Origin of the sequence: Micromonospora sp. NPDC005254, from assembly GCF_042872525.1 — a bacterium.
Classification (GTDB): domain Bacteria; phylum Actinomycetota; class Actinomycetes; order Mycobacteriales; family Micromonosporaceae; genus Micromonospora.
In genome coordinates, this window is record NZ_JBIAKM010000003.1 from 513,252 (window position 1) to 539,329 (window position 26,078).

Annotated in this window: 27 protein-coding genes; 16 read left to right on the forward strand and 11 right to left on the reverse strand. The window is 73.1% G+C overall.

The annotated features are described in order from the left end of the window. Window positions 1-149 precede the first annotated feature (149 nt). From ACFYPR_RS12060 to ACFYPR_RS12080, 5 genes are all read right to left on the reverse strand, one after another. Window positions 150-911 (reverse strand): SDR family oxidoreductase, encoded by a 762-nt coding sequence (locus ACFYPR_RS12060; RefSeq protein WP_363936009.1) that lies wholly within the window; start codon window positions 909-911, stop codon window positions 150-152. Next, a complete protein-coding gene (locus ACFYPR_RS12065; RefSeq protein ID WP_387259762.1) occupies window positions 896-1,420 on the reverse strand; it encodes a hypothetical protein in 525 nt (174 codons plus the stop codon). Before ACFYPR_RS12065 ends, ACFYPR_RS12060 begins: the two co-directional genes overlap by 16 nt. Further along, entirely contained in the window at window positions 1,417-2,235 is an 819-nt protein-coding gene (locus tag ACFYPR_RS12070) for a DUF692 domain-containing protein (protein ID WP_354861741.1), read from the reverse strand. Before ACFYPR_RS12070 ends, ACFYPR_RS12065 begins: the two co-directional genes overlap by 4 nt. Then, window positions 2,232-3,158, reverse strand: coding sequence for a TIGR04222 domain-containing membrane protein (locus ACFYPR_RS12075; RefSeq protein ID WP_387259765.1), 927 nt, complete (start codon window positions 3,156-3,158; stop codon window positions 2,232-2,234). The genes ACFYPR_RS12070 and ACFYPR_RS12075 overlap by 4 nt, the downstream gene beginning before the upstream one ends. 131 nt (window positions 3,159-3,289) lie before the next feature. Further along, window positions 3,290-3,862: a TetR/AcrR family transcriptional regulator gene (locus tag ACFYPR_RS12080; protein ID WP_234591495.1), complete on the reverse strand. Its 573-nt coding sequence runs from the start codon at window positions 3,860-3,862 to the stop codon at window positions 3,290-3,292. Window positions 3,863-3,939: 77 nt separating this feature from the next. Here ACFYPR_RS12080 and ACFYPR_RS12085 point away from each other — a divergent pair, with 77 nt between their 5' ends. From ACFYPR_RS12085 to ACFYPR_RS12095, 3 genes are all read left to right on the forward strand, one after another. Continuing rightward, complete coding sequence (locus ACFYPR_RS12085; protein WP_355067633.1) at window positions 3,940-4,800, forward strand: carbon-nitrogen hydrolase family protein; 861 nt, start codon at window positions 3,940-3,942, stop codon at window positions 4,798-4,800. A gap of 65 nt (window positions 4,801-4,865) precedes the next feature. Further along, window positions 4,866-5,510 (forward strand): HAD family hydrolase, encoded by a 645-nt coding sequence (locus tag ACFYPR_RS12090; RefSeq protein ID WP_354829501.1) that lies wholly within the window; start codon window positions 4,866-4,868, stop codon window positions 5,508-5,510. 208 nt (window positions 5,511-5,718) lie between these two features. Then, window positions 5,719-6,651 carry an RIO1 family regulatory kinase/ATPase gene (locus ACFYPR_RS12095; protein ID WP_354861745.1) on the forward strand — a complete coding sequence of 311 codons (933 nt, stop codon included), beginning with the start codon at window positions 5,719-5,721 and terminating at the stop codon, window positions 6,649-6,651. Between the two features lie 49 nt (window positions 6,652-6,700). Here ACFYPR_RS12095 and ACFYPR_RS12100 read toward each other — a convergent pair whose 3' ends face one another. Then, window positions 6,701-6,949: a DUF2630 family protein gene (locus ACFYPR_RS12100; RefSeq protein ID WP_354861771.1), complete on the reverse strand. Its 249-nt coding sequence runs from the start codon at window positions 6,947-6,949 to the stop codon at window positions 6,701-6,703. A 465-nt stretch (window positions 6,950-7,414) separates the two neighbouring features. Between ACFYPR_RS12100 and ACFYPR_RS12105 the strand changes: the two genes are divergently transcribed. The 9 genes from ACFYPR_RS12105 (at window position 7,415) to ACFYPR_RS12145 (ending at window position 17,204) form a co-directional block, all read left to right on the forward strand. Beyond that, window positions 7,415-8,752 carry a cytochrome P450 gene (locus tag ACFYPR_RS12105; RefSeq protein ID WP_354861786.1) on the forward strand — a complete coding sequence of 446 codons (1,338 nt, stop codon included), beginning with the start codon at window positions 7,415-7,417 and terminating at the stop codon, window positions 8,750-8,752. Continuing rightward, window positions 8,749-9,666 carry a terpene synthase family protein gene (locus tag ACFYPR_RS12110; protein WP_363936001.1) on the forward strand — a complete coding sequence of 306 codons (918 nt, stop codon included), beginning with the start codon at window positions 8,749-8,751 and terminating at the stop codon, window positions 9,664-9,666. Before ACFYPR_RS12105 ends, ACFYPR_RS12110 begins: the two co-directional genes overlap by 4 nt. Continuing rightward, the gene (locus tag ACFYPR_RS12115; protein WP_387259768.1) at window positions 9,659-11,263 is read left to right on the forward strand and encodes a prenyltransferase/squalene oxidase repeat-containing protein; all 1,605 of its coding nucleotides are present in this window, start codon (window positions 9,659-9,661) and stop codon (window positions 11,261-11,263) included. Before ACFYPR_RS12110 ends, ACFYPR_RS12115 begins: the two co-directional genes overlap by 8 nt. 123 nt (window positions 11,264-11,386) lie before the next feature. Further along, complete coding sequence (locus tag ACFYPR_RS12120; RefSeq protein WP_387259771.1) at window positions 11,387-14,011, forward strand: nitrate- and nitrite sensing domain-containing protein; 2,625 nt, start codon at window positions 11,387-11,389, stop codon at window positions 14,009-14,011. 91 nt (window positions 14,012-14,102) lie between these two features. Then, window positions 14,103-14,525: a roadblock/LC7 domain-containing protein gene (locus ACFYPR_RS12125; RefSeq protein WP_007462632.1), complete on the forward strand. Its 423-nt coding sequence runs from the start codon at window positions 14,103-14,105 to the stop codon at window positions 14,523-14,525. Between the two features lie 5 nt (window positions 14,526-14,530). Next, window positions 14,531-14,917: a DUF742 domain-containing protein gene (locus ACFYPR_RS12130; RefSeq protein WP_007462630.1), complete on the forward strand. Its 387-nt coding sequence runs from the start codon at window positions 14,531-14,533 to the stop codon at window positions 14,915-14,917. Then, a complete protein-coding gene (locus tag ACFYPR_RS12135; RefSeq protein ID WP_354861778.1) occupies window positions 14,898-15,509 on the forward strand; it encodes an ATP/GTP-binding protein in 612 nt (203 codons plus the stop codon). Before ACFYPR_RS12130 ends, ACFYPR_RS12135 begins: the two co-directional genes overlap by 20 nt. A gap of 104 nt (window positions 15,510-15,613) precedes the next feature. Beyond that, window positions 15,614-15,940 (forward strand): YciI family protein, encoded by a 327-nt coding sequence (locus ACFYPR_RS12140; protein WP_354861789.1) that lies wholly within the window; start codon window positions 15,614-15,616, stop codon window positions 15,938-15,940. Between the two features lie 4 nt (window positions 15,941-15,944). Further along, window positions 15,945-17,204: an RNA polymerase sigma factor gene (locus tag ACFYPR_RS12145; RefSeq protein ID WP_387259774.1), complete on the forward strand. Its 1,260-nt coding sequence runs from the start codon at window positions 15,945-15,947 to the stop codon at window positions 17,202-17,204. A gap of 14 nt (window positions 17,205-17,218) precedes the next feature. Here the strand turns inward: ACFYPR_RS12145 and ACFYPR_RS12150 are convergent, their stop codons facing one another. Next, window positions 17,219-17,407 carry a DUF397 domain-containing protein gene (locus tag ACFYPR_RS12150; RefSeq protein ID WP_210917330.1) on the reverse strand — a complete coding sequence of 63 codons (189 nt, stop codon included), beginning with the start codon at window positions 17,405-17,407 and terminating at the stop codon, window positions 17,219-17,221. Continuing rightward, entirely contained in the window at window positions 17,398-18,165 is a 768-nt protein-coding gene (locus tag ACFYPR_RS12155) for a Scr1 family TA system antitoxin-like transcriptional regulator (RefSeq protein WP_387260000.1), read from the reverse strand. Before ACFYPR_RS12155 ends, ACFYPR_RS12150 begins: the two co-directional genes overlap by 10 nt. A gap of 114 nt (window positions 18,166-18,279) precedes the next feature. Between ACFYPR_RS12155 and ACFYPR_RS12160 the strand changes: the two genes are divergently transcribed. Continuing rightward, complete coding sequence (locus ACFYPR_RS12160) at window positions 18,280-18,726, forward strand: hypothetical protein (protein ID WP_387186207.1); 447 nt, start codon at window positions 18,280-18,282, stop codon at window positions 18,724-18,726. A 209-nt stretch (window positions 18,727-18,935) separates the two neighbouring features. On the opposite strand, the gene ACFYPR_RS12165 is transcribed toward ACFYPR_RS12160, so the two are convergent. Beyond that, window positions 18,936-21,788 carry an aconitate hydratase gene (locus ACFYPR_RS12165; protein WP_355067645.1) on the reverse strand — a complete coding sequence of 951 codons (2,853 nt, stop codon included), beginning with the start codon at window positions 21,786-21,788 and terminating at the stop codon, window positions 18,936-18,938. 284 nt (window positions 21,789-22,072) lie between these two features. Here ACFYPR_RS12165 and ACFYPR_RS12170 point away from each other — a divergent pair, with 284 nt between their 5' ends. Further along, window positions 22,073-22,747 carry a DedA family protein gene (locus ACFYPR_RS12170; RefSeq protein WP_354861785.1) on the forward strand — a complete coding sequence of 225 codons (675 nt, stop codon included), beginning with the start codon at window positions 22,073-22,075 and terminating at the stop codon, window positions 22,745-22,747. A gap of 72 nt (window positions 22,748-22,819) precedes the next feature. Here the strand turns inward: ACFYPR_RS12170 and ACFYPR_RS12175 are convergent, their stop codons facing one another. Both ACFYPR_RS12175 and ACFYPR_RS12180 read right to left on the reverse strand, forming a co-directional pair. Continuing rightward, window positions 22,820-23,479, reverse strand: coding sequence for a C39 family peptidase (locus ACFYPR_RS12175; protein WP_387259778.1), 660 nt, complete (start codon window positions 23,477-23,479; stop codon window positions 22,820-22,822). A 961-nt stretch (window positions 23,480-24,440) separates the two neighbouring features. Continuing rightward, the gene (locus ACFYPR_RS12180; protein WP_354863390.1) at window positions 24,441-24,629 is read right to left on the reverse strand and encodes a hypothetical protein; all 189 of its coding nucleotides are present in this window, start codon (window positions 24,627-24,629) and stop codon (window positions 24,441-24,443) included. Between the two features lie 19 nt (window positions 24,630-24,648). Between ACFYPR_RS12180 and ACFYPR_RS12185 the strand changes: the two genes are divergently transcribed. Both ACFYPR_RS12185 and ACFYPR_RS12190 read left to right on the forward strand, forming a co-directional pair. Beyond that, window positions 24,649-25,572, forward strand: a complete 924-nt coding sequence (locus tag ACFYPR_RS12185) for a hypothetical protein (RefSeq protein ID WP_387259781.1) — start codon at window positions 24,649-24,651, stop codon at window positions 25,570-25,572. 36 nt (window positions 25,573-25,608) lie between these two features. After that, window positions 25,609-25,998 (forward strand): hypothetical protein, encoded by a 390-nt coding sequence (locus ACFYPR_RS12190; RefSeq protein WP_355134641.1) that lies wholly within the window; start codon window positions 25,609-25,611, stop codon window positions 25,996-25,998. Window positions 25,999-26,078: the final 80 nt, after the last annotated feature.

The following is a 26,078-nucleotide window of genomic DNA, read 5'->3' on the forward strand; positions in this document are numbered from 1 at the left end:
CCCGCCTCGGCCGCCCCCGCCGGGCGTCGAAGCGCCGGCTCGGCCGCCGGGTGCGGGAGCGCCGCTTCGCCCGCCGGGTGCGGGAGCGCCGCCCCGCCCGCCGGGTGTCGAAGCGACGGCCCGGCCGCCGGGTGTCGGAGCGCCGGGTGTCACAGGCCGCGCAGCGCGCCGCCGTCGACCGGCACGGTGAGGCCGGTCAGGTAACTGGCGGCGGGGGAGAGCACGAACGCGGCCACCCGGCCGAACTCGGCCGGGTCGCCGAGGCGTCGCAACGGGATGCTCGCCTCCGCCTCGGCGCGGGCGCGCTCCGGGTCACCGGTGGCGGCGAACAGCTCCCGGTTGCGGTCGGTCAGGATCCGGCCGGGCAGCAGGCCCACCACCCGTACGCCACGCGGGCCGTAGTCGTCGGCGATGTCCTTGGCGACGCCGACCAGGCCGGGCCGCAGGCCGTTGGAGATGCCCAGGCCGGGCACCGGGCCGCGGGCCGAGGTGGAGAGCACCAGCCCGATCGCGCCCCCGTCGGGCAGCGCGGCGGCGACGGTGCGCGCCGCGCGGACGGTGCCCAGAAAGACGGTCTCGAAGGAGTGCCGCCACTGCTCGTCGGTGATCGACGCCGCATTACCGGCGGGTGGGCCACCGACCGAGATGAGCGCGCCGTCGATCCGGCCGAAGTGCTTCCGGGCCGCCGCGACGAGCCGCTCCGGGGTCTGCGGGTCGGCCAGGTCGGCGGTGACGCCGACCGCCCGGTCCGGGCCACCCAGCGCATCGGCGGCGGCGTCGACGGCGTCGGCGTCGCGGGCCGAGAGCACCACCCGCGCGCCGTCGGCGACCAGGCACTGCGCCGTCGCGTAGCCCAGGCCGCGGGAGGCGCCGGTGAGCACGTACACCCGGTCGGTCAGTCCGAGATCCATGTCGCCGATCCTGCCGCATCAGGCTCGGGCCCGCCAACGTGGGCGGGCGGACGCGCGGCGGGGCGCACCAGGCGTACCCAACCGGCGATCTGCACCGCGACGGCCCCGCCGGCGCGGGCCACGGCCGGCAGCCGGCGCTGGCGCGGCGCCCGACGCCCGTCGTAGCGCAGGCCCGCCTCGCGGACGGCCAGCTCCTCGGCGCCGGCCGGCGGCAGCGCGTCGCGGTCGCGCAGCGCCCGGGCCAGGTCCCAGCCGTCGCGCAGGGACCCGGCGGTGGGGCGCTCGGCGGCCCAGTCGGCGAAGGTCGCCGGCCAGGCCGTGCCGAGGCCGGCGGCGAGCAGCGGCCAGTGCCGGGCCACCTCACCGGCCCGTTTGCGTCGCAGCGCCGCCCGGGTGGCGGCCAGCGGCCCGGCCGCGAAGCCCGCCGGCGGCGGACCTCCGGCGACCAGCGTCGCCACCAGCTCCGCCTGCCGCGCGGCGAGCCCGGCGCGGGGGTCGGTGCCCGTCACGTCACGGCCGGGAAGCCGGCGGCGGTGGCCAGGGCGTCCAGCTCGGCGCGCAGCTCGGCGGCCGGTGGATAGCCGCCGTCGCGTTCCAGCAGGAGCGCCGGTGGCCGCTGCCGGGCGCAGAGCGCGCGGACCAGCTCCAGCACCTCCGGCGGCACCGGATCGGTGTGCGTGTCGTGGTAGAACCCGCCGTGCTCGGCCCCGCCGGCCACGTGCACGTAACCGATCCGGTCCAACGGCAGCCGGTCGAGCAGCGCGAGCGGGTCGCTGCCCCGGTTGCGGGCGTTGGCGTGCACGTTGGCGATGTCCAGCAGCAGCAGCGCGCCGGTGCGGTCGAGGATCTCGGTGAGGAAGTCCGCCTCGTCCAGCTCGTCGTCGGGCCAGTCGAACAGGGCGGCGATCGGCTCCAGCGCGATCGGCACGGGCAGCTCGGCCTGCGCCCGGGCCACGTTCGCGCAGACCGCGTCGACCGCCTCCCGGCTGCGCGGCAGCGGCAACAGGTGCCCGGCCTCCAGCCCGCCGGCCCGCACGAACGCGATGTGCTCGCTGACGAGCGGGGCGTCCATCCGCTGCGCGACGGCGGCCAGGTGGGCGACGCGGGCCGGGTCGACCGGCTCGGCGCCGCCGAGGGAGAGCCGCACCCCGTGCGGTACGACGGTCACGCCGCGCTCGGGCAGCTGCGCCAGCCCCGGCGGCAGCGGCCCGGTCGCCGGCACCGACTCGGCCACCACCTCGACGAAGCGCAACCCGGGCAGCTCGGCCACGAAACCGGCGATCTCGGGACGCCAGCCGATGCCGACGCCGTACGGGGCGGTCATCCGCCGCACCCACCGCCGCCGCATCCGCCGCCACCGCCGCCACCGCAGGAGCTGCCGCCGCCACACGAGCTGCCGGCGGTGCCCGATGACCCGGTGCTGGTGCCCGAGGACCAGCCGCTGCTGGCGATGGCCTGCCGCTGGATCTCGGCCTGCTCGGCGAAGCCCGGGTCGATCGCCCAGAGGGACGCGGTGCCGTACAGCGCCACGCCCATCGCCGCGCCCGCCGCGCCGTAGGTGGCGTACGCGGGGGACGAGGCGGGGGCCAGGTGGGTGTGCCGCTTTCGCAGGTCGCGCAGCGCGGCGCGACCGGCCCGGCTGGTCTGCGGCACCCGCCAGAGCAGCAGCACCGCCACCAGCACCCCGACCAGGGTGAGCAGCAGGTAGCCCACGGGCCGCCCGTTGGCCAGGCCGGCGAACAGCCGCACCACGCCGAGCACCAGCAGCGCGGCGAGGAGCCGTGCCCACCGCCGTGCGGTGGCCCGTCGCGTCGGGCTCACGAGCAGGCCACGCTCTTCGAGGCCGGTGCGGAGCTGGTCGAGCGCGGCGACCACCCGTTCGTTCTGGCCCAGGTCCGGGACGCGGGAGTGCTGGTGGGCCGCCCAGTGGATGGCGTTGTCCAACGGGGTGAGCCCCGTCGGCGCCGCCCCGACGGTGGTCAGCCGGCGGTCCGGCCGTACGCCGATCGCCCCGCTGCCGCGGAGCCCGCCGAGCGCGGCGTGCACGGCGAGTGCGGGCCCACCGTTGAGGTACGCGACCTGTTGCGGGCCGAGCGGGTCGGCGGCGGCGTGCCCGCCTTCGGTGGCGAGGCGTACCCGGTGCAGCACCGCGAGGGCGACCGCGACGGCGACCGCCACGAGGTAGAGCCGGAGGAAGGTCGGGCCGGGGATGCCCCAGGTGTCGCCCGACGCGGCGTGGACGATCATCGGCTGCTCCTGTCGCCGGAGGGATCGGCGGCCCCATTGTGGAGCACGACCGCCACGGTCCCCGTCCCGGTGCGGCCGGCGTTCAGCGGCGGCGGACGGCCTCCTCGACCAGGCGACGGTGCGGCCGGCGTTCAGCGGCGGCGGACGGCCTCCTCGACCAGGTCGAGCACCGGGCCCAGGTCGCCGGCCGGTCGGCCCATCGCCAGGTGCAGCACCAGGCCGTCGTAGGCCAGCTCCAGGAACTGGGCCAGCACGTCGATCGGTACGTCCTCGCGCAGCACCCCGGCGTCGCGTTGGCGGGCCAGCCGGTCGCGGGTCGCCTCGGCGATCGCGGCGGACCGTTCGGCCCAGCGCTTGGCGAACGCCGGGTCGGTGCGCAGCCGGCGGGAGACCTCCAGTTGACTGCCCAGCCAGCCGGTGGTGTCGGGGGAGACCGCGCGGGCCAGCAGATCGCGCATCACCTGCACCAGACCGTTGCGGGCCACCGTCTCGACCATGGCGGCGGCGTCATCCTCCGCGACGGCGAGGAAGAGCGAGTCCTTGTCCCGGAAGTGGTGGAAGATGGCGCCCCGGGACAGCCCGGTGGCCTCCTCGAGGCGGCGGACGGTCGCCCCCTCGTAGCCGAGCCGCGCGAAACACGCCCGCGCGGCGGCGAGGATCTCCTGCCGGCGCGCGTCGAGCTGGTCCTGGCTTACTCTGGGCACACGTCGATCGTCGCAGGTCACCCCGGCCTATGCAAACCGTACGTACGGCTTGGTGCGGTGCCGTTTACCATCCTCCGGTGACCCCGCCTCACCCCACGCCCACCGCGGCGCTGACCGTCGCCACCGTCCAGGCCACCCCCGTACCCGGTGATGTCGCCGGCAACGCGACGGCCGCCGCCGAGTTGGTCCGTCAGGCCGCCGGACAGGGCGCCCGGGTGGTCGTCCTCCCCGAGCTGTACCTGTGCGCGTACCACCCGCCGACCCTCGCCGCCGACCCGGTCGGCACCGACGTCGTGGCCGACCCGGCCGGGGTGGTCGCCGACGGTCGGCTCGACCCGTTGCGCGCCGCGGCGCGGACGGCCGGGATCACCGTGGTGGTCGGGGCGGCGGCGCGGCACCCGGACGGTCGGCGCACCATCGCCGCCCTGGTGGTCGACCGCGCCGGCGCGATCCGGGTCGGGTACGACAAGCAGCAGCTGTGGGGCGACGAGCGCGAGCTGTTCAGCCCCGGCGGTCGGGGCGCCACGCTGCTGGTCGACGACTGGCGGCTCGGGTTGGGCATCTGCTACGACGGCTGCTTCCCCGAGCACGGCCGGGCCGCCGCGCTCGACGGCGCGCACGCCTACCTGTGCCCCAGCGGCTACCTGGCCGGCTCCGAGCACCGCCGGGACCTGTACTACGCCGCGCGGGCCCTGGACAACACGATGTTCGTGGTCTTCGCCAACGCGGTCGGCGGCGGCGACCCGTGGCGGTTCAACGGCGGCGCGGCGATCTACGACCCGCAGGGACGTACGCTCGCCCGGGGCGCTGACGAGGGCACGGCGGTGCTGGTGGCGACCCTCGATCCGGCCGCGCTCACGGCCACCCGGTCGGCCCATTCGATGCTCGCCGATCTGCTGCCGAGCCAGGGCGGCCCACGGGTGTCGCTGACCGGTTGAGCCCACCGTCAGGTCGACACCCGCGGGATCTGTTGGCGGACACGTCGGTCCCGTAGGGTGCCCGAGTGCCACTGCTCCTGCTGGACCTGGACAACACCCTGCTGGATCGGGCCGGGCCGTTCCGCCGCTGGGGTGAGCGCTTCCTGGACGGTATCGGCGCGCCCCCCACCGACATCGACTGGCTGCTCTCGATCGACGCGGACGGGTTGACCGACCGCTGGGACCTGGCCGACGCGATCCGGGACCGCTACGAGCTGCGGATCCCCTCGATCGACCTGGTGGAGGAGCTGCACGACGGGGTGGTGGCGCAGACCCGCCTCGATCCGCTGACCGCCTGCGCGCTGCGGATCGCCGACGACGCGGGCTGGGTGCCGGTGGTGGTCTGCAACGGCACCGTACGCGTCGAGGACGCCAAGATCCGCCGTACCGGCCTGGACCGGTACGTCGCCGACTGGGTGATCTCCGAGGAGGCCGGGGTCAGCAAGCCCAACCCGCGGATCTTCGCGCTCGCCGCGCAGCGGGTCCGGATGCCGCTGCGCGGCGCCTGGGTGGTCGGCGACAGCCCGGAGGCGGACATCGGCGGCGCTGCCGCCGTCGGGTTGCCCAGCGTCTGGCTGCACCGGGGACGGACCTGGTCGGACGTCCGGTTCGCGCCGAGCCGCACGGTGGACGGGCTGATCGCCGCGGTCGCCACGGTGCTCGCGAGCTGACGCGGTTCGCCGCCGCCGGACGCGGCGCGCACCGGCCGGGCGGCGGCAGCGGTAATTCGATTGACCGGCCGTCGGGGCGACGGCAGCATGGGCGGCGCATCGTGCACCCGGGCGTACGCCCGGTCGAGGAGAGGGGGTTGGTCATGGCCGTCTTCGCAGGTCGCTTCCAGCTGCCTAACTCAGCCTCGACCAAGGGAACCTCACCACAGTGCGCGATCATGACCTGCCGGCGCTGGAGCGCCGCAGCCGCGGCAAGAGCCGCTTCGACGACGACGAACCGCAGTTTCTGAAGCGCGGGCGGCCCACCGAGCCGCTCGCCGACCCCGACGGCGATCCTGACCCGGCCACCGGCGAACGCTGGTCGTCGTGGGACGACGCCGTGCACGGCCCTGCGCCGCATCCGCAGTGGCTGGTCACCGAGCTGGCCGCCAAGGACACCGAACTGGGTGTGTTGAAGACCGGTAAGGAGGCGGACGTCCACCTGGTCCGCCGGGCGGTACCGGACACGGACCGCTCCTGCCTGCTGGCGGTCAAGCGATACCGGGACGCCGAGCACCGGCTGTTCCACCGCGACGCCGGCTACCTGGAGGGGCGCCGGGTGCGGCGGTCCCGGGAGAACCGGGCGATGGCCGGCCGGACGGCCTTCGGCCGGCAGATGATCGCCGGGCAGTGGGCGGCGGCCGAGTTCGCCGCGCTGGCCCGGCTCTGGGAGATCGGCGCCGGGCACGACCGGATCGCCGTGCCGTACCCCGTGCAGTTGCGGGGCACCGAACTGATGTTGGAGTTCGTCGGCGACGCCGAGTCGGGGCTGGCCGCGCCCCGACTGGCCCAGCTGCGGCCCGGCCCGGCCGAGCTGCGCGACCTGTGGGGTCAGCTGGTCGAGGCGCTGCGCGTGCTGGCCCGGGCCGGCTACGCCCACGGCGACCTGTCGCCGTACAACCTGCTCGTGCACTCCGGGCGGCTGGTCGTGATCGATCTGCCGCAGGTGGTCGACGTGGTGGCGAACCCGCAGGGGCCCGAGTTCCTGGCCCGCGACGTGCGGGTGGTCAGCGCCTGGTTCGTGGCCCGGGGGCTGGGCGCCGAGCAGGTCGACCCCGGTGCTCTGACGGGGGAGCTGCTGCGGGAGGCGGGCATCCGCTGACCGGAGCGGGTCGGGCGGCCCGAGCGGCCGCCCGACCCGCCCGTACCCGTCACTGCAGGTAGCGCTCGACCTCGGGCTTGGGGCGTTCGCCCTGGGAGTCCGGGTCGCCGTGGGTGGTTCGGGCGGCCCGACGGCGGCGTAGCAGGTCCCAGCACTGGTCGAGGGACTCCTCCAGGGCGCGCAGCCGCTCGCTGGCCTCGCCCTCGGTGCCCGACTCGTGGGCCTGGGCGTCCGCGCGCAGCCGGTGTTCCTCGTCGACCAGCTCGGAGATCCGGTTCAGGATGGTCTTGTCGTCCATGCCACAGAGCCTGGCACAGGGTGCCCGACATCGCCCGGATTCGCAGGTACCGGTGCGTCCTGGCGCGCCCGCGCCGCCCGCCCTCTGGGATCGCCCGGGTGCGACCCGGCGGGCGGGCCCGCTGGCCGAGCAGCCCACGGACCCGCCGTCCCGTGGGCTCGCCGGCGGCTGCGACCTCAACGTGCACGGGTGCGACCTGCATCGGTGCCGCATCCTGACTATCCACTCAGGACTCAGGCCGGCCATCGCCATCGATGTCCGTTGGGCGTGTCGGTGGAATCTCACCGGTCACAGGTCTAGAGGTGCCCCCGAATTGGTGAGATGCTTCCGTCGCCCAGAAGGTGAAAGTTCCACAGTCCCGACCGGCCGAAGTGGACAACCCAGGCCGGCGGAACGACGAGGAGACGTTGCATGTCCCAGGTGTCCGATGCCGGCCCCACCCCCGTCAGCACCGAACCCCGGATGATCCCGCTCCGTCGCGCCCTGCCCGCGCTGGTCCGCGACCCGCTCGGCGCGCTGGTCGGCTTCGCGGACGCCGCTGGCGGCGAGGTCGTCCGGCTGAACCTCGGCTCGTTCCGCCCCTACCTCGTCAGTCACCCGGAGCACCTGCAACGCGTGCTGAGGGACAACGTTGCCAACTACACCCGCGACGGCGACGGACTGCTGTGGCGGCCGGTCCGCCGGATCGTCGGCGACGCCATCCTGGTCGCCGAGGGCGAGATCTGGGAGTCCAGCCGCGGCGCGCTGCAACCGCTGTTCACCGCGAAGCGGGCCGAGACGCTCGTCGACCGGATGGCCGAGGCGATCAACGAGGCCGTCGACGAGTGGCTGGAGCCCGCCCGCGACGGCCGCCCGATCGACGGCGGCGCCGAGCTGACCCGGATCGTGCTGCGGACCACCATGCGGGTGCTCTTCGCCGACCGCATCTCCGTGCCGGACGCGCTGCGGATCAGCGCCGCGCTGGACACCGTCACCACCGCGATGCTCCCGCGCCTGCTGGTGCCCTTCGTGCCGTACGCGGTGCCGATGCCCGGCGACCGACGCTTCTCCGAGGCCGTGCGGACCATCGACGAGGTGGTGCTGCCGATCATCCGGGAGGCCCGGGCCCGGCCCACCGACGGCGACGACATCATCTCCACCCTCTGCCGGCCGCGCGCCGACGGCAGCGAACCCGACGAGTACGCGATCCGCGGCGACGTGGTGGCGATGTTCTCCACCGCCACCGAGACCACCATCGCCCTGCTCTCCTGGCTGTGGCCGGTGCTGGCCTCCCGGCCCGACGTGGCCGAGCGGATGACCGACGAGATCGAGCAGGTGGTCGGCGCGGAACGGGTCGGCCGCGAGCACCTGCCGCAGTTGCGCTACGGCCGCATGGTGCTCGACGAGATGCTGCGGCTCTACCCGGCCGGCTGGATGATCCCCCGGACCGCGGTCGGCGACGACGTGCTGGGCGGTGTGCGGATCAAGGCCGGTGGCACGGTGCTGGTCAGCCCGTACGTCACCCAGCGGATGTCGACGTTCTGGAACGACCCGACGCTGTTCGACCCGGAGCGCTTCGCGCCGGAGAAGCCCCGGCGGCGCTACCGCTACTCCTACTTCCCGTTCGGCGGCGGCCCGCACCAGTGCCTCGGGCAGTACCTGTTCCTGCTGGAGGCGCAGCTCATCGTCAGCACCGTGCTGAGTCGCTACCGCTTCCGACTGCGCGAGCCCGTCGGCCTGACACCCCGGCTCGGCGCCTCGCTGCAACCCAAGCAGCGGGCCGAGCTGATCGTCACTCCGGTCGAGCGGCCGGTCGTGTCATGACCGGGGTCCCGTGGCCGGTGCAGGCCGGGCCCGACGCGGTAGCCGAGCAGGGCCGGGTGTGCGCGCTCGCCGTGCGTGGCGTCCGCGACCTGCAGGGCGTCACCGCCGCCCATCCGGAACTCTTCGACGCCGCGCCGTTCGACGCCGCGCTGCTCAGCTCGGTGGCCACCGCGATCGCGTTCACCGCGCCGTGGCACACCGCCGCCGAACTGCGGATCACCACCCGTACCCTGCTCTGGGTCTTCGCCGCCGACTGGCAGGTCGACTACCTCGCCCGGTCCGCCGACGACGTCCGGGCGATCGTGACCGACTGCCTGGCGGTCGCCGACGGCGCCGCGCCCCCGCCGGGCCGGCACCTGGCGCGGCTGCTGGCCGACCTGCGCGACGAGTTGGCGAGCGTCCCGGCGTTCACGCGGCTGCGCCCGATCTGGCGCGACGAGCTGGCGCGGATGCTCGCCGCCGTGTCGCGTGAGTGGGACTGGAAGAACCTGCCGACCGACCCGACCACCGGGCGGCGCCTGCCGGACCTGGACCGCTATCTGGACAACGCCGACAACCTCGCCTGCTCCTTCGTCAACGTCACGCACTGGATCGCCACCGGCGACGAGCGGACCCTCGCCCAGTTGACCGACCTGCTGGACGCCGGACGTGGCGTGCAGCGGGTGCTGCGGTTGGTCAACGACCTCGCCACGCACGGGCGGGACGCCGAGTGGGGTGATCTGAACGCCCTGCTGCTGGTCGACGACCCGGCGCGGGTGCACGCCCGGCTCGCCGAGCTGACCACCCGGTCCCGCGGCGACCTGGCCGCCCTCGCCGAACGCTGCCCCCGCCAGGCGGACTACCTGCACCGGCAGATCTCCTTCACGGGTGGCTTCTACCAGCTGTCGGACTTCTGGGGGGCACGCGGTGAGTGAGGGCTCCCCGCGCGTACTGGCCGAGCCGGCCACCGACGCCGCGCGCGAGCTGATCGCCGGCCTCGCGCTGCGGCCGTGGGGGCAGGTCGCCGCCTCGGTGTACGAGAGCGGCCGGCTCGTCGCCGGTGCGGCCTGGCTGCCGGGACACCACCAGCGGATCGGGTTCCTGCTGCGCGAGCAGCGCCCGGACGGCGCGTGGGGCCCGCCCGAGGGGTACGCCCTGGTGCCCACGCTCAGCGCCACCGACGCTCTGCTCGCCGCGCTGGCCGACGGCGGGTGGTCCGGGCCGGACCTGCTCGCCCCGGTGGCGCGCGGGCTCGACGCGCTCACCGGCCGGCTGCTCGCCACGCACGCGCGGGCGTTGCCGGACACCCCGGCGCTGGACCTCATCGTCCCCGCGCTGGTCGAGTCGATCAACGACCGGCTGACCCGGCTGGACCGGGCGACCGCCGACCGGCTGCCCCACCCGCCGCTGACCCTGCCACCGGGGCTCGGCCCCGACCGGTTGCGCGCGGTACGGGCCGCGGTGGCCGCCGGGGCGGCGCTGCCGACCAAGCTGGCCCACTTCTACGAGGTGCTGGACGCGACACCGGCCGACGCCGGGCCGACGCTCACCGCCGTCGGCGCCTCACCCGCTGCGACCGCCGCCTGGCTGACCGCCGCCGGCCCGGACGCCGGCCCCGCCGCGCACGCCTTCCTGCGGGAGCTGATCCGCGAGGGCGACGGGCCGGTGCCCTGCCCGGCCCCGATCACCGTCTTCGAGCGGGCCTGGGTGCTCGGCGGGCTGCGCCGCGCCGGTGTCGCGGTCAACCCGCCGGCGACCGTGCTGCGCACCCTGGCCGCCGCCACCGCCGCCGAGGGCGTCGCCACCGGCGAGGGCCTGCCGACCGACGCCGACACCACCTCGGTCACGCTGGACGCGCTGGCCCGGCTCGGCCACCCCGCCGACCCGGCCAGCCTGTGGGCGTACGAGACGGCAGACGGTTTCTGCACCTGGCCGGGGAGCGAGGACGGCTTCTCGGTCACCACCAACGCGCACGTGCTGGACGCGTTCGGCCAGCACGTGGCCGCGCACCCCGGCGCGGACACGCGCTACCACCGGGCGATCGAGCGGCTCAGCATCATGCTGCCGGCACACCAGCTCGCCGACGGCCCCTGGCAGGACCGGTGGCACGCCTCGCCGTACTACGCCACGGCCTGCTGCGTGCTGGCCCTGGCGGAGTTCGGTCGCGGCGGCGTGGCGGCCGAGGCGGTGGACCGGGCGGCCCGTTGGGTGCTGGACAGCCAACGCCCCGACGGCTCGTGGGGGCGGTGGGGCGGAACGGCCGAGGAGACCGCGTACGCCCTGCAGGTGCTGCTGGCCGCACCGACCGGAGCGCCCCGGGTCGACGACGCGGTGGCGCGCGGCCACGCCTACCTGCACCGGCCGTCCGGTCGGGTCGACCCTCCACTGTGGTACGGCAAGGAGCTGTACTGTCCTACCGCGATCGTCCGCGCGGCGGTGCTGGCCGCCTGCCGGCTGGCCTCCGTCCATCTGGCGGATGCCGACCGTTCGGTGGTGGATTGTGGTTACGCGGCAACAAAAACAACAACTTGAGGGGTTGTGTGGACACTGCTAGCGTACGCAGAGCCTCAGCCCCGTTCGCCCCGCCGTGGCGGGACGTCGTCTGCCATGATCACCCGTTGATGAGCTGAGTCAACCCCGGCCTGGGACGGTTCAATGCGTTCTCGCGGTACGAGTATCCGCACCAAGGTTGTCGCCCTGCTGCTCTCCCTGGTCGCGCTCTGGATGTTCGCGGCATGGGTGACCCTGCGGGACGGTTTCAACCTGCTCGGTGTCCAGCTGCTCAACAGCAGGGTCTACACGCCCAGTGAGCCGTTGCTGCAGGAGCTCCAGTTGGAGCGGCGGCTGACCCAGGCGTACCTGAGCAACCCCGACGCCGAGCAGCGCGCGACGCTGGAGGCCGAGCAGGGCAAGGCCGCGCGGTTGGCCGAGGACTTCGCCGCCTCGGTCCGCAACTGGCAGGTCGACGTGGCCGGCAGCTCGGCGCTCGACGCCCAGCTGGACGCCACGATCGCGCAGGTCGACGGGCTGAAGCAGACCCGCGCCGACGTGCTCGCCCGCAAGGTGGACCGGATCTCCGCCGCCGACGCCTACACCGACGCGATCGAATCGATCTTTCGGATCTACGACGTCACGGGCAGCCTGGACGACAAGGAGATCGCCGCCGACGCGGCGGCCCTGATCCAGCTCAACCGGATGAAGGAGCTGATCTCCCAGGAGGACGCGCTGCTCAGCGGCCTCTTCGGCAACGGCCGGATCAGCGGCCCGGAGTACGCCCGCTACGTCAGCCTGGTCGGCGCCGAGCGGTTCCTCGGCGAGGAGACCCGGGCCCGGCTCGCCGACGCCGACCAGCGCCGCTACCGGCAGCTCGTCGAGGGCGAGGCGTTCACCCGGCTACGCGCCGTACAGGACAGCATCATCCGCGAGGGCCGGCCGGCCACCCAACTGCCGGTCAGCGCCGAACAGTGGCGCGGCACCGTCGAGCCGGCGCTGGCCGAGGTGAACGACGCCGTAACCGACGGCGGCGAGGGCATCGTCGGCCGGGCCACCGGCGTGGCCGTGATGGTCGTCGTCCGGCTGGTGCTCGCCACCGGCCTGGGCCTGCTCGCCGTCATCGCCTCGGTCGTCGTCTCCATCACCACGGCCCGGACCCTCCTGCGCCAGCTCGAACGGCTGCGGCAGGCCGCCTGGCAGCTCGCCGACGAGCGGCTGCCCCGGGTGGTCGAGCGGCTCGGTCGCGGCGAGGAGGTCGACGTCGCCACCGAGGCGCCCCCGCTGGAGTTCGGCACCGACGAGATCGGCCAGGTCGGCAAGGCGTTCAACGCCGTCCAGGAGACCGCCCTGAGCACCGCCGTCGAGCAGGCCGAGCTGCGCCGCAACGTCCGCGAGGTGTTCCTCAGTCTGGCCCGGCGTACGCAGGCGCTGGTGCACCGCCAGCTCACCCTGCTCGACGCGATGGAGCGGCGTGAACACGACGCGGAGGAGTTGGAGGACCTGTTCCGGGTCGACCACCTGGCCACCCGGATGCGGCGTAACGCCGAGAACCTGATCGTGCTGTCCGGCTCCACCCCGGGCCGGGCCTGGCGGCGCAACGTCCCCATGGTGGACGTGGTGCGCGGCGCGGTCGCCGAGGTGGAGGACTACACCCGGGTCAACGTGCTGCCGCTCGGGCCCGTCTCGCTCGCCGGCCGGGCGGTCGGCGACATCATCCACCTGCTCGCCGAGCTGATCGAGAACGGCCTGTCGTTCTCACCGCCGCACACCACCGTCGAGGTCCGTGGCCAGCTCGTGGCCAACGGGTTCGCCATCGAGATCGAGGACCGCGGCCTCGGCATGAGCGAGGAGGACCTGGCCGCGGCGAACCACCGCATCGTCGACCAGTCCGAGCTGAACCTCGCCAACGCCGCCCGGCTCGGCCTCTACGTGGTGAGCCGGCTGACCGAGCGGCACGGCGTGCGGGTCCGGCTCAAGGAGTCGGCGTACGGCGGCACCACCGCCGTCGTACTCATCCCGCTGGACTTGGTCACCTCGAACGGGACCGCCCCGGAGACCTCCGGCGCGTTGCCGGTCGGGCCGACGGCCATCGCGCTGCCCTCGGGGCCGCCCGCCGGCGGTCCCGCCGACGGCGGCCGTTCCGCCAGCCTCTCGTCGGTCGCGGTGGCCGCCGCGGCGACGGACACGAGCGGTCCGGGCGCGGCGCAGCCGGTGACCCCCGGCGCCCCGGTGCTGGCCGAGAGCAGCACCCCGACCGAGCAGCAGGTGGACGGAACCGACACCGACGTCGTACTCCCCACCCGGCAGCGCACGACCCTGGGCGCCTCGGCGGCGGAGCTGCCCACCCGGGCCCGGCGTGGCCTGGGCCAGCCGGCCCTGGAGGGCCCGACGGTGCCCACCGGCCTGCCCGCCGTGGACCGGGGCGGCCTGAGCGGCGGCGGCAGCGAGCCGGGCGGCGAGGGCGGGCCGGGCGGCGAGGGCGAGCCGGGCGGCGAGGGCGGGCCGATTCCGGCGCGGGCCGAGACGGACCGGACCGGCTCGGGCCTGCCGGTCCGCGTTCGCCAGGCGAACATCGTTCCCGAGCTGCGCGACGACCCGGCGGCGGCAACCGAGTCCGACGAGGAGGACGTGGCACGGCCGCCGGAGCAGGTACGCCGGATGATGAGCTCGTATCAGACCGGCACCCGGCGCGGTCGGACCGACGCGGCGCGACTGCTCGGTGGCGCGTCCGACGCCTCGTCGAGCGGCACGTCCGAGCCGACCGACGAGGAACCACAAGCCACCTGACCGAGCGCCGGTGCTGCGGGTTCCCGCGCGGTGTGACGGTCAAGCCCAAGACGAATACGGCGCAACTGCCGGGCGAGAAGAGGACGACGAAGTGGCCCAGAAGACGGCTTCGAGTGCCGACCTGACGTGGTTGCTGGATGATCTGGTGGGCCGGGTGAAGCAGGCCGAGCATGCGGTCGCGCTCTCCACCGACGGGCTGTTGATGGCTTCCTCACAGGGGTTGAGCCGCGACGACGGCGAGCACCTCGCGGCGATGGCGGCCGGCATCCAGAGCCTGGCCCGGGGCGCCGGCAAGCGCTTCGGCGGTGGGCAGGTGCAGCAGACCATCATCGAGATGCAGTCGTCGTTCCTGTTCGTCACAGCCGCCGGCCGCAACGCCTGCCTGGCTGTTCTCGCCAGCGAGGACGCCGACGTCGGTCTCATCGCGTACGAGATGGCGATGCTCGTCACCCGGGTCGGCAAGTACGTGGCCTCCCCGTCGCGGGGCACCGAACAGTCGGCTGGCGAGAGGTAACGGCCATGACGGTGCAGGGGGAGTCCGCAGAGCATCAGTGGGTGGATGACCATGCGGGCCCGGTGGTGCGCCCGTACGCGGTGACACGCGGGCGTGCCCGTCCGGTCACCGGCACGTTCGACCTGATCTCCCTGGTCACCGCGACCCGTGCCGACGTGACGCCGGAGGTGGGTCTCGGTCCCGAGCACCTGGCGATCGTCGGCCTGTGCCAGCGAATACAGTCCGTCGCCGAGATCGCCGCCCACCTCGACCTGCCGGTGGGGACCATCCGGGTGCTCCTCGGCGATCTGGCGGCCCGCAACCTCGTGCAGGTACGCGAACCGCAGACCACGGCCGGTCTTCCCGACAACAGCATCTTCGAGGCGGTAATCAATGGACTACGGGCACTCTGAGCGGCCGGCGGGAGCGACGCCACTGCCCACCGCGATCAAGATCCTGGTCGCCGGTGGTTTCGGCGTGGGCAAGACCACCATGGTCGGCGCGGTGAGCGAGACCCGGCCGTTGCGCACCGAGGAGGTGCTGACCGAGACCGGCGTCGGCATCGACGACCTGTCCGGGGTGGAGGGTAAGACCACCACCACCGTGGCGATGGACTTCGGTCGGATCACCATCAGCGACGACCTGGTGCTCTACCTGTTCGGCACACCCGGGCAGGACCGGTTCTGGTTCGTCTGGGACGAGCTGGCGCTGGGCGCGATCGGCGCGGTGGTGCTTGCCGACACGCGCCGGCTGGCCGACTGCTTCCCGTCGATCGACTACTTCGAGGGTCGGGGCACCCCGTTCGTGGTGGCGGTGAACTGCTTCGAGGGCGCCCGCCAGTACCGGCTCGACGAGGTGCAGACCGCGCTGAACCTGGACCCGGGCGTGCCGGTGCTGCTCTGCGACGCCCGTCAGCGCGAGTCCAGCAAGGAGGTGCTCGTGACCCTCATGGAGCACGCCATGAAGACCCGCGAGGCTCGCCGGCGCGCCGCCAGCGGGGACTGACCGACGGTCGGGGCAATTTTCCGGGCACCCGTGTCCGGATCGGCCCCGGCCGTTCGTCATGCTGGCGACACCCGGAAAACCCGAGGGAGCGCCAGATGAAGTTCATGATGTTCGTTTGCAGCGACACCGCACCGGACACCGACCCGACCGAGCTGCCCGACATCCACACGTGGGTGGCCGACAACGACACCCGCGGCCGTCGCCTCACCGGCAACGTGCTGGCGCCGACCACGGCCGCCACCACCGTCCGGGTCCGCGACGGCGAACTGCTCGTCTCCGAGGGGCCGTTCGCCGAGACCACGGAGGTCATCGTGGGCTTCGACCTGCTCGACTGCGCCGACCTCGACGAGGCCATCGAGGTGGCGCGTACCCACCCGATGGCGCGGGAGGGGCGGCTGGAACTGCGCCCGTTCGGTGCCCTGTCGGACTGATTGAATGGCTCGCACCGACACCACGACCGGTGCGCCCGACGACGTCGGCGCGGCCGTGGCGGCGCAGGCCGTCGCGGCCGCTGGCGTCGACGCGTACCCCCGGATCGTCGCGACCCTGATCCGGGTGACCGGGGACTGGGCGTTGGCCGAGGACTGCGCGCAGGAGGCCCTGGCCGTCGCGCTGGAGCGCTGGCCCGGCGACGGCGTGCCGGCGAACCCCGGCGCCTGGCTGCTGACCGTCGCCCGCAACCGCGCGATCGACGTGCTGCGCCGGACCGCCGTCGAGCGCCGCAAGCTGCACGAACTGGCGGTCCTCGCGCCGGACGACGCGTGGCCCGAGACCCCGGCGGGGGAGGACGTGGTGGACGACCGGCTGCGGCTCATCTTCACCTGCTGCCATCCCGCGCTCGCGATCGAGGCTCGGGTGGCGTTGACCCTGCGGACCGTCTGCGGGGTGCCGACCGCCGACATCGCCCGGCTCCTGCTGGTCAGTGAGTCGACGATGACCCGCCGGCTGACCCGCGCCCGGACCCGCATCGCGCAGGCCGGCATCCCGTACCGGGTGCCGAGCGGGCCGGCGCTGGCCGAGCGGCTGCCCGGGGTGCTCGCCGTGCTGTACCTGCTGTTCACCCGGGGCTACGTCGTCGACGGCGAGCCGGCCTTCGCCGATGAGGCGGTCCGGCTGGCCCGGCTGCTCGACCGGTTGATGCCGGAGCAGTCCGAGGTGGCCGCGCTGCTGGCGCTGCTGCTGTTCCAGCACTCCCGCCGGGACGCCCGTCGCGACGCCGCAGGCAACCTGCTCACCCTTGAGCGGCAGGATCGCGCGCGGTGGGACCGCGCGGCCATCGCCGAGGGCCAGGCCGCCCTTGCTCGGGTACGCCACGACGGGCCGTACGCGTGGCAGGCCCGGATCGCCGCCTGCCACGCCACCGCGCCGTCCGCGGAGGCCACCGACTGGTTGACGATCGCGCGGGCCTACGACGCGCTGGCCGACATCCGGCCCTCACCGGTGATCGCGCTCAACCGCGCGGTCGCGCACGGCTACGCGTACGGGCCGTACGCCGGATTGGGCCTGCTCGACGCGGCGCAGGCCGGGGGAGGGCTGGACGGTAACCCGCTCGCCGTGGCGGTGCGGGCCGATCTGGTCGCCCGGCAGGGTGACCGGCTGCGGGCCGCCGCGCTGTTCCGGGAGGCCGCCGGGATGGCCGGCTCGGCCGCCGAGCGCCGTGCTCTGCTCGACCGGGCGGACGACCTCGCGAGGTAGCCGGATCCTCCGGGTCAGCCGCGCTTGGCCAGCACCAGGAAGCGGGTCCAGGCCGCCGGGTCGAAGGCGAGCGTCGGACCGGCCGGGTCCTTGGAGTCGCGTACGCCGATGACGCCCGCGAGGTTGTCGGCCACCTCGACGCAGTCGCCGCCGTTGTTGCCACTCTTGCTGCTCTTGCGCCACCGAGCGCCGGTCAGGTCCATGATGCTGCCGCTTCTCTGATGAGGTTGAGGGATTGCGCCCGCGACAGTGCTCCGTCACGAATGCGCTCCCACCGTCGGTCCAGCGTAGCAACGTCGGCCGCCTTGTCGATGAGCTGCGCTTGCGCCTGACTGTCGACGTGGGCGACCCGCGCCCCGTCCGGCATCTCGGCCACGGTGAACGGCCCACCGAGGCCCGGATACATGCCGACGTCGGCGGGCACGACGAACAGCGACACGTTCGGCAGAGCGGCCAGTTCGGCCAGCCGCTCGCACTGCTCACGCATCATGGCCCGATCGCCGTCGAGGGTGCGCCGGAGGATTCCCTCGTCCAGGACCGCGACGATGAGCGGCGGGCGTTCCCGGCGCAGGATGGCCTGCCGGCTCAGCCGCGCCTCGGCGAGATTGTCGGCTTCGGCCGGTGTCAGCGCCTCGCCGACCAGCGTCGCCAGCGCGTACGCCTTCGTCTGAAGCAGGCCCGGTATCCACGCGAGCTGAAACGACCGCAGCGACAGCGCCTCGCGCTCGATCTCGGCCCAGGGTCGGAACCAGGCCGGCGTTCGACGCTTCAGCGCGTCCGGCCACAGCTCCTCGACGTTCCGACCGAGCAGCTCGGCGACCCGGGCACGATGACGAGTCTGGGGAATTCGATCCCTGCTCGCCCACTTTGCCGCCGTCTTCGGATCGACACCAATCTGAGCAGCGAGACTGTCCGCTGTGTAGCCCTTTTCGACCATGGCCGCCTGTACGGCTCGATTCATCTCCACACTCTCCAGAACGTTCCAGACGTCGGAGGTAAATACTTCTACGCGGTGTAATTGTTTGGCAACCCTCGGCAGGGTGCTGTGTAGACAGCATCGACGAGGGAGCGCAGGATGCCCGAGGAAAAGCCGCGAGAGCACGCGAAGCCGACCGTCGGTCCGTTGCCGTCCCGGCCGAAGCAGCCGCGCAAGAGCGCGCCCCGCCCCATCGAGCGGCTCATTCCTCCGCACCGTGGTTCCGGTCGCGCCGCCAACGTCGTACCCGAATCACGCTGGCGACCCCGGTGCGGCCCGCCGGTCGGGCACACCGCCGACGGTCCCCTCTGGATGTGCGACGCCTGCGGGCGGGACTGGCCCTGCCCGGCGCTGCGAGCGACCCCGACGGACGCCGCCCGCCGCGCGACCCTTATCCCCGAGTTCTCCCGGATCACCCGGCGGGCGATCCGGGACCTGCGCGGCCAGCCGGGCGGCCCCGATCCGGTGGCCATCGTTCGCCGTTTCCTCTGGTTCCTGCCCCTCACCGACGAAGAGGCCCGCGCGGTCGCGCTGCGACTGCGCTGAGCGGGACCTGGTCCGGATCCTTCGCTGGCCGTACCACGTTCTTGCCCTTTGCTCTGCTTCAACGGGCGCAACGGCACCGCACGGTCAGTGTTGCGCCGAGTGAAGCAGAGCAAAGGGCGCGAGACAGCTACCCGGGGCATGGGAAGGCAGAGACGGGGAAGGGCCGCTCCCCGCCAGCGCGGGAAGCGGCCCTTCTGAGGCGTACGCGATCAGTTGGCGATCATGCGGCGCAGCACGTACTGCAGGATGCCGCCGTGGCGGTAGTAGTCCGCCTCGCCCGGGGTGTCGATCCGCACGACGGCCTCGAACTCCACGCCGGTGTCGGTCGTGACCGTCACCGTGCGCGGGGTGTCGCCGTCGTTCAGGGCCGTCACGCCGGTGATGGTGAACATCTCGGTGCCGGTGAGGCCCAGCGACTCGGCGGTGACGTCCACCGGGAACTGCAGCGGCAGCACGCCCATGCCGATGAGGTTGGAGCGGTGGATCCGCTCGTACGACTCGGCGATGACCGCCCGCACGCCCAGCAGCATGGTGCCCTTGGCCGCCCAGTCCCGCGACGAGCCCGACCCGTACTCCTTGCCGGCCAGGATGACCAGCGGGATGCCGGCCTCCTGGTAGGCCATCGAGGCGTCGTAGATGGAGGTCTGCTCGCCGGTCAGGTGGTTGACGGTGAAGCCGCCCTCCACCCCGGGCACCAGCTGGTTGCGCAGCCGGATGTTGGCGAAGGTGCCTCGGATCATCACCTCGTGGTTGCCCCGGCGGGAGCCGTACGAGTTGAACTCGTGGCGCGGCACGCCGTGCTCGGCGAGGTACGTGCCGGCGGGGGAGTCGGCCTTGATCGAGCCGGCCGGCGAGATGTGGTCGGTGGTCACCGAGTCACCCAGCTTGGCCAGCACCCGCGCGCCCGAGATGTCGACGACCGGGCTCGGCTCCTGCTGCATGCCCTCGAAGTACGGGGGCTTGCGCACGTAGGTCGAGTCGCTGTCCCAGGCGAAGGTGTCGCCGGTCGGGGTGGGCAGCGACTGCCACCGCTCGTCGCCGGCGAAGACGTCGGCGTACGCGGCGCTGAACCCGGTCGCGCCGATCGCCTGGGCGATGACGTCCTGGATCTCGGCGCTGTTCGGCCAGATCTCGCGCAGGAAGACCGGGTTGCCGTCGCTGTCCTCACCGATCGGCTCGTTGGCCAGGTCGATGTCCATCGTGCCGGCGAGGGCGTACGCGACGACCAGCGGCGGGGACGCCAGGTAGTTCATCTTGACGTCCGGGTTGATCCGGCCCTCGAAGTTCCGGTTGCCGGAGAGCACCGAGACGACCGACAGGTCGTGCTCGTTGACCGCCGCCGACACCTCCTCGGGCAGCGGGCCCGAGTTGCCGATGCAGGTGGTGCAGCCGTACCCGACCAGGTTGAAGCCGAGCTTGTCCAGGTAGGGGGTGAGGCCGGCCCGCTCGTAGTAGTCCATGACGACCTTGGAACCCGGGGCGAGGGTGGTCTTCACCCACGGCTTGCGGGTCAGGCCCTTCTCCACGGCGTTGCGGGCCAGGAGCGCGGCACCGATCATCACCTGCGGGTTGGACGTGTTGGTGCAGGAGGTGATCGCCGCGATCACCACGGCGCCGTGGTCCAGCTCGTACTCGACGCCGTCGGCGCTGGTGACCCGGATCGGGTTGGTGGCCCGGCCGCCCGCGCCCACCGCCGCGGTCTCCAGGTCGCGCGGCTCGTCGGCCGGGTCGCTGAACTCGTTGGCGGGCGGGTCGCTGGCCGGGAACGACTCGGCGCTGGCCTCGTCGGCCGGCCCGTTCGCGCCGCGCGGCAGCTCCTCGCGGGGCACACCCGGCTTGAGGTCACGCTCAACGTCGGATTCCTCGGCGACGTAGTCGGTCAGCGCCGAGCGGAACAGCGTCTTGGCGGCGCCCAGCGGCACCCGGTCCTGCGGACGCTTCGGGCCAGCGAGCGACGGCTCGATGGAGCCCAGGTCCAGCTCCAGGCGCTCCGAGTAGTCCGGCTCCGCCTTCGGGTCGTGCCAGAGGCCCTGCTCCTTGGCGTACGCCTCGACGAGCGCGACCTGCGCGGCGTCGCGGCCGGTCAGCTCCAGGTAGCGGATCGTCTCGCCGTCGATCGGGAAGATCGCGACGGTGGAGCCGTACTCCGGGGACATGTTGCCGATGGTGGCCCGGTTGGCCAGCGGCACGGCGCTCACGCCGGGGCCGTAGAACTCGACGAACTTGCCGACCACGCCGTGCTTGCGCAGCATCTCGGTGATGGTGAGCACCAGGTCGGTGGCGGTGGTGCCGGCCGGCATCTCGCCGGACAGCTTGAAGCCCACCACGCGCGGGATCAGCATGCTGACCGGCTGGCCGAGCATCGCGGCCTCGGCCTCGATGCCGCCGACGCCCCAGCCCAGCACGCCCAGGCCGTTGACCATCGTGGTGTGCGAGTCGGTGCCGACCACAGTGTCCGGGTACGCTTGGCCGTTGCGCTCCATGATGGTGCGGGCCAGGTACTCGATGTTGACCTGGTGCACGATGCCGGTGCCCGGGGGGACGACCTTGAACTCGTTGAACGCGGTCTGGCCCCAGCGCAGGAACTGGTAGCGCTCCCTGTTGCGCTCGTACTCCAGCTCGACGTTGCGGGCGAACGCGTCCTCGCGACCGAACAGGTCGGCGATCACCGAGTGGTCGATGACCAGCTCGGCGGGGGCGAGGGGGTTGACCTTGGTGGCGTCGCCGCCCAGCTCACGTACCGCCTCGCGCATGGTGGCCAGGTCGACCACGCACGGCACGCCGGTGAAGTCCTGCATGAGCACCCGCGCCGGGGTGAACTGGATCTCCACGCTCGGGTCGGCGGTCGGGTCCCACCCGCCGAGCTGGCGGATGTGGTCGGCGGTGATGTTCGCGCCGTCCTCGGTCCGCAGCAGGTTCTCCAGGAGGATCTTCAGGCTGTACGGCAGCCGATCGTGGCCGTCCACCTTGTCGATCTTGAAAATCTCGTAGCTCGCGTCTCCGACGCGTAGCTGGGTCTTCGCACCGAAGGTGTCGAGGCTCGCCACGTCGTACTCCTTCACACCAGCGACCGTGAGTAGTCCTGAGCAGTGTGTCGCACCGACCGGGGTGCCGCCGAGGTTAGGTGACACTTACCGACGATTCCCGCTCTCAAACAAAACCGTACGTCCGTCTTGCTAGTTTCGCAACTCGGCGCACGGTTCGCCCATCGCTTCACCCCTAGCCTCCTAGGATGGATAGGGGGTGTGCGCGTGCCCGCACCACCCGCCGCCGGGTCTTCGTCGAGGGGCCGGTCGGGCAGGCCGGCGCGGGTAGGGTTCGAGGTCCGGTCGGAGGAGGGTCAACCGTGTTCGACGTCCAGCACTGGCTCGTGTCGCTGCCGCCGATCGCGGTCTACCTGCTCGTCGCCGGGGTGATCGGCGTGGAGAGCATGGGGGTACCCCTGCCCGGTGAGATCGTCCTGGTCAGCTCGGCCCTGCTCGCGGCCACCGGAGTGGTGGAGCCGGAGTGGGTGGCCACGGCCGCCGCTACCGGAGCGATCGTGGGCGACTCCATCGGGTACGCGGTGGGTCGCCGCGGCGGCCGCCCGCTGCTGGCCCGGCTGGGCCGACGCTTCCCCCGCCATCTCGGCCCCGCCCAGCTAGCCCGGGCCGAGCAGAGCTTCGCCCGGCACGGCGTCTGGGCGGTGTTCTTCGGCCGGTTCGTGGCGCTGCTGCGGATCCTGGCCGGCCCGCTCGCCGGGGCACTGCACGTGCCGTACCGGCGGTTCCTCCTGGCCAACGCCGCCGGCGGGCTGGTGTGGGCGTTCGGCACCACGTACCTGCTGTTCACCGTCGGCCGGGCCGCCGAGCACTGGCTCAAGGACATCTCCTGGGCCGGCCTGGTCCTCGCGGTGCTCGCAGGGCTGGCCAGCACGTGGTGGCTACGCCGACGGGCCCACCGCGTGAGTGCGGCCGAGCCGGCGCAGTCCACTGAGCCGGCGCAGTCCGCGGAGCCGGCCCGCACCGGCAGGGATCGCTGACCCGGGGCATGCCGAAAGGGCCGGGCCCCGTGGTGGGGTCCGGCCCTTGTCGGTGGTGGTGCTGGGGTGGGGTCAGCTGGTGGCGTAGCCGCGGGTGGCGATCCAGTCGGCGAGGTGCTCGACGGTGATGTCGTAGGAGGCGGTGTTCGGGTCGGCGGAGTCGGCGATCCGTACGGTGGTGCCGTTGTCGCGGTAGCCCACGACGCTGATGTAGTGCCCGCCTTCGAACGAGTGGGTGTTGCCGTCGGTGTCGGTGCTGGTGCCGGCGATGTTGGCGACCACGGCGCGGCCGTTGTCGACGGTCTTGACGATGTCGGCGCGTAGCTGGTCGGTCTGCGTGGCGTCGGCGTCGGGCTTGCTGATCGCGACGCTGTGGTACGCGTCGTTCTTACCGGTCTCCTTGTTCAGCACCGGCGTGATGTCGTTGATGCTGTTGGTGCCGGCCTCGGTGGTGCCCATCTCCTTGGCCATGGCGTCCACGCTGATGTCCTTACCCTGCACGGACAGGGCGTTACGGGCAGCGGCGGGACCGCAGTAGTAGAAGTTCGGCTGCGCTTCGTAGCGCACACCCAGCTGACGCTCACCCGAGGGCTTGCGGTCGGCCTGGGTCTGCGACGCGGGCTTGGCCTCGGACGCGGCGTAGGCGGTGGTGACGGGGCCGGCGATGGCGCCGCCGGTGAAGGCGAGGCCAGCAGCGGTCAGAGCGGTCTTACGAATCAGATCGGTACGCATGATGGCGTGCTCCTCTGCATCGGGGGAAAACGCGACGACACACAAGCGGGGGCGGTGTGCCGAGCGGGAAAGTCCACGGCGGGACGGGGCCCGGCGGCCCGGCGGGGGCCTGCACGGGGGTTGTCCCGGAGGGTGGTGCAACGGCCCGGGGCAGCGACTCATTCCGCATTCCGGACCACGCCGGCCGGTGGTGCTCGGCCGTGCGGGGGTGTAACCGTGGCGGCCGGGCGGGTGTTCCCGGCGGCTGCCGCACGCCGCTACCCGTAGGTCGCGGCGGCATGCCAGGTATAACGACCCCGCCGGGTCCCCGATTCCGCCACCAAGGTGGCACCGGCCACGGGACGCCAACACCCGGACCGGACAAACCACCCACCGGAAACGGACATCCGCACCAGCCGGTGGTGATCGACTCGGGTTCGGCGATACCAGGGTATCCGGGCGCGCGGGACACCCCGACATCACCGAACCCGAGTGGATCACCCCCGCGCGGCCCCACCGCCACCTGATGATCGTGCTCGATCCAGGAAACAGGCCCCTCACCACGCGGGCGAGACCACTACATCCGGGATCGAGCACGATCATGCCCGCCGAAACGCGCGTGCGCGGTGTCCCTCGGTGGGCGACACGCCACTGCACGGCGACCTCCGGGTCACGCCACCACCCCGGGGGGTTGATCGACTCGACTTCGGCGATACCGGGGTATCCGGACGCCCAGGACACCCCCACATCACCGAACCCGAGTGGATCACCTCCGCGCGGCCCTACCGCCACCGGATGATCGTGCTCGATCCAGGAAACAGGGGCCTCACCACGCGGGCGAGGCCACTACATCCAGGATCGAGCACGATCATGAAGGCCGGCGGGATTGTCCGCCGATCACCTGGGCCGGCCGGATAAGTCGGGTGGGACCGGCGTGGGACCGCGCGGGGTAGACCGGGGAGGTTCGACCGGGTCCGGGTCGTCAGGCGGGGTCTGCGGGTTTGGCTGCCTCACTGGCCTGGGCGTGACGTTCCAGCAGCCGCTGCCGGATCTCCTCCGGCGTGTACGCGCGCCGGCGCCGTTCGGCCCGCGCTATGACCACACCGGACGCCGCGACCCCGGCGAGGCCGGCGAGCCCGAGGACCTTCCACCACCGCATTCGTTGCCGCATCGGCCTAGGCTAGACCCTCATGAGCATCAGCCTGGATGAGGCCGTCGAGTTGAGCCGCACCGGTGACGTGTGGGTGTTCCGGGGTCGTAGCGTGCCGGACCGGGCGATCCAGTTCACCACGAACAGCCCGGTCAACCACGTCGGGATGGCGGTGGTGCTGGACGACATGCCGCCGTTGATGTGGCACGCGGAGCTGGGCCGGTCGTTGCCGGACCTGTGGTCGGGCACGCACCAGCGTGGTGTGCAGCTGCACGACCTGCGGGACGCGGTCTGCGTGTGGGCCAACCGGTACGGCCAGCGGGCCTGGCTGCGGCAGCTCGACCCGCCGGCGGACGGGGAGATGGAGCGGGCGGTGCTGCGGACCGTCGCGCGGTTGGACGGCACGCCGTTCCCGTCGACCGCCCAGTTGGCGTGGCGGTGGGTGCGCGGTCGGGTGCCGTCGCTGCCGGGCCCCGGCCGGGCCGCACTCCGAGCCGTGTCGCGGGCCGCTCAGGCGACCTGGGCCGACCCGGCCGCTCCGGCCGCGTCGGAAACCCCGACCACCGGGGCCAATCCGGCCGGGGCGGGGCCCCGGGCCAGCCGGGCCACCCCGGGCAATGCGGCCAACCCCGGGACAACGGCCGCTCCGGGCGCTGCGGCCAACCCGGGGACACCGGCCAACCCGGGGACGACGGCCAACTCGGGGACGACGGCCAACTCGGGGACAACGGCCACCCCGGGGACGACGGCAGCTCCGGCCAGCGCAGCTGCGCGGGAGAGGGCGTTGGAGACGGCGTACTGCGCCGAGGTGGTGGCGGTGACCTACGAGGCGATGGCCCTGCTGCCCGCCGGTAAGCGTCCAAACTGGTACGACCCGGGGCGGTTCTGGAGTGGTGACGATCTGGGGTTGACCGGTGGCGCCCGGTTGGGTGCGGAGATCGAGGTGCGGGTGCCGCCCCGCTGAGGTTTGGCCCGCCCGGTGAGCGGCAATTGCTGTCGCGTGAACGCCTCCACCGATCTCGACGCGCTGACCGGCTTCTTCGACCGGTACGGCGCCGCGATGACCTCCGGCGACCTGCCGTCGCTCGCCGGTTGTTACGCCCTGCCCGGGTTGGTGGTGGCCGACACGTACAGCTTCTCGTTCACCTCCCTCGCGGCGGTCGCGCTGTCCTTCGTGGGCGCCGCGCCCGACTACCAGGACCGGGAGTTGATCGCCGCGCACGCTCGGATCGAGGACGTGCAGCCGGTGTCGGCGCTGCTGACCATGGTGTCGGTGGAGTGGGAGTTCCTGGACAGCCGGGGGTACGCGGTGCCGGGGGAGCGGTACCGCTATCTGCTGCGTACGTCGGGTGAGGGTCCGGTCATCTGCACCGTTATCCGGACGGCCTGACCGCCGGGCGACCGTCCACGCGGGCGAGCCGTTTTCCGCTTCGGGTGGGCCGGTCGGTCCGATCTGTACCCGCGAGGTTT